Origin of the sequence: Pseudonocardia pini, from assembly GCF_013870575.1 — a bacterium.
In the GTDB taxonomy this organism is placed as follows: domain Bacteria; phylum Actinomycetota; class Actinomycetes; order Mycobacteriales; family Pseudonocardiaceae; genus Pseudonocardia; species Pseudonocardia pini.
Window position 1 is genome coordinate 1 of record NZ_JACBXB010000846.1, and the last position, 2222, is coordinate 2222.

Here is a 2222-nt window from a genome sequence, read left to right on the forward strand (position 1 = left end):
TGAGGGGATCTCGTGAGCGGAACGGTCGTGCACGTCCGTTCAGGCGGGCCCGGGGCTCGTCGGTCGGATCATGACGACGGGCGAACGCATCTGGGCGGAGGCGTCGACCGAGCGCCCTGTCACGCTGGACGGCTTCGAGCTGGCCTCGCGGTACGTCGCGGGTGAACGCCGCGGCATCGTGGGCGGCGACTGGCACGACACGGTCCTTCTGTCTCCGGTGGCTGCTCACCGTGGTCGGCGACGTGATGGGCCGCGGCCTCGGCGCGGCGCACACCATGATCCAGGTCCGCACGGCGCTGCGGGCCCGCGCGTTGGAGACCAACGACCCCGCGCAGCTGCTGACCCGACTGGACCAGCACATGCGGATGTTCCATCCCGGCGAGCCGGCCACCGTGTGGTGCGGGGTGCTCGACCCCGGCCCCGGCGTGGTCCGGATGGCCTCGGCCGGGCATCCTCCACCCGCGGTGTCCCGACCGGGCTCCGCCGCTCGGTTCGCGGACGTCCTACCCGGCGTCCCGGTCGGCGTGGCCTACCCGAAGCAGGAGCGGCGTTCGTCCAGACTGACGCTCGGACCGGGAGAGGTGCTCTGCGCCACATCGACGGGCTGATCGAACGCCGGGGGTACTCACCCGATCTCGGAACCGAGCGACTCCTCCGCGCGCTCTCCCTCCCAGCGCCTCCGGCGACCGGCTCGTCGCCCGCATCATGGCCGGGATGGTCGGCGACTACCCGGCCGAGGACGACATCGCACTCCTGGTCGTCCGCCGGTTTCCGGAGCCGCAGATCCGGTGGGGACACAGACTCGACACCATGCTCGCCCGCGCCCGGGGCGTCTGTAGGCCGGCGCGAGCGGAAGCCCGCACGTCCGGGCGACCCCGCGAGCCGAGAGCTGACGACCGCCCCCAGCGCCAGGGCTACGCCTCCGAACCACCTGGCCCCTCTTCGCTTGAGCAGGCCGAGACGGCACCCTGACCCCGCTGGCCCGCCGGCGTCCGCCGCAGCGTCGCAGGATCCGACAGCAGGTCGAACTCGCCCACACACCTCCGCCGGGCGATTCCTCCCGTGCAGACCGGCCAACGCGGCCGCAGACTGCCGCAGCATCCGCCTCAACGGGCGTTCCGGACGTATAGGGCACCCGTACAAAAGCTATGCTTCCCTCACCCGGGCGTCCGGGCCGTCCACGAAGGAGCTCCGCCCGTGCCCAGCCGTCGTGTCGTCTCGGCCGTCGTCGCCATAATCGCCGCCATTGCCCCGCTGAGCGCCTGCGGGAGCTCGCCCGATCTCACCATCTACTCGGGCCGCAACGAGCAACTCGTGGGCGGTCTGCTGGAGAGGCTTGAGGAGCGGGTCGGCGGCACCGTCGAGGTGCGTTACGGCGGCAGCGCCGAACTGGCCGCTCAGCTACTGGAAGAGGGCGACGGCACCGACGCCGACGTCTTCTTCTCCCAGGACGCGGGCGCCCTCGGCGCGCTCGACGACGCGCAACGTCTGGAGCCGTTGAGCCGCGCGGCGCTCGAAGCCGTCCCGGCTGCCTATCGGGCGGACGACGGCAGCTGGGTCGCCACCTCGGCTCGCTCCCGCGTGCTCTTCTACGACCCGCGGCAGGTGCCCGCGGCTGACCTGCCCGCGACCCTCGACGCCGTCACCGATCCGCGGTGGCGCGGCAGGATCGGCTACGCCCCGACGAACGCCTCGTGGCAGGCCTTCGTCACCGGCGTTCGGGTGCTACGCGGCGAGGAGGGCGCTCGCGCGTGGCTGCTGGCCTTCGCGGAGAACCAGCCGGTCAGGTTCGAGAACAACATCCAGATCCTCGACGCGGTGAACGCAGGCCAGATCGCCCTGGGTCTTTCCAACCACTACTACTGGTACGAGCGGGTGGCGGAGGTCGGCGAGCAGGCCGTCCCGGCACAGGTGCACTACGTTCCGGGGGGTGACCCGCTCGGCCTGGTCAACGTGGCGGGCGCGGGCGTGGTCGCGGGGACCGCACAGCCGGACATGGCGCGGCGGGCCGTGGAGTTCCTGGTGTCCCCGGAGGCCCAGCAGTACTTCGCCGACGAGACCGCCGAGTACCCGGTCCGCATGGGTGTCAGCTCCACGCGCCATCCCCTCAGGCCCCTGGACCAGCTCCAGCCTCCGGACATCGACCTGTCCGACCTCGCCTCGCTGCAGCAGTCGCTGGCGCTGCTGCAGGAGACCGGCCTGGCGTGACCGCGCCTCCCGCC

At 72.1% G+C, this 2222-nt stretch carries 2 protein-coding genes; both read left to right on the forward strand.

Annotated elements, in window-relative coordinates; all coding sequences use genetic code 11:
- The first annotated feature begins 230 nt into the window (after nt 1-230).
- Nucleotides 231-608, forward strand: a complete 378-nt coding sequence (locus H5J29_RS29810; protein WP_181784297.1) for a PP2C family protein-serine/threonine phosphatase — start codon at nt 231-233, stop codon at nt 606-608.
- Between the two features lie 589 nt (nt 609-1197).
- A complete protein-coding gene (locus H5J29_RS29815; protein WP_181784298.1) occupies nt 1198-2208 on the forward strand; it encodes an iron ABC transporter substrate-binding protein in 1011 nt (336 codons plus the stop codon).
- Nucleotides 2209-2222 lie beyond the last annotated feature (14 nt).